This is a genomic window from Pseudomonas sp. SIMBA_041, from assembly GCF_046535095.1.
Lineage (GTDB): Bacteria > Pseudomonadota > Gammaproteobacteria > Pseudomonadales > Pseudomonadaceae > Aquipseudomonas > Aquipseudomonas mucoides.
Window position 1 is genome coordinate 1 of record NZ_JAWRXJ010000791.1, and the last position, 244, is coordinate 244.

Sequence of the window (244 nt, forward strand, 5' to 3'; positions counted from 1 at the left end):
CATCAGGTCCGTGACGCTGAAGTCGGACCTCGCTGTATTCCTGGCCACGATCGGCTCCGTGTACAGGCTCAGCTTTGTCTTTGCCGTCGAAAGAACGCTATTACGCTCCTTCTCTTCCTTGTTGAGCATTGCGCGTGCGGAAATCGCAACCTGCGGATGAGTCTTCGTTGGATTTCCGCCTGAGTCCAGCCATCCCATGCTGCCGTCCGGGTCGTGCTCCGCCTGCAACATTCGAAGGAACATC

At 57.0% G+C, this 244-nt stretch carries 1 protein-coding gene; it reads right to left on the reverse strand.

Annotated elements, in window-relative coordinates; translation table 11 throughout:
* On the reverse strand, positions 1–198 hold a 198-nt coding region (locus tag SB725_RS33285; protein WP_410923705.1), incomplete at its 3' end, for a type IV secretory system conjugative DNA transfer family protein.
* Positions 199–244 lie beyond the last annotated feature (46 nt).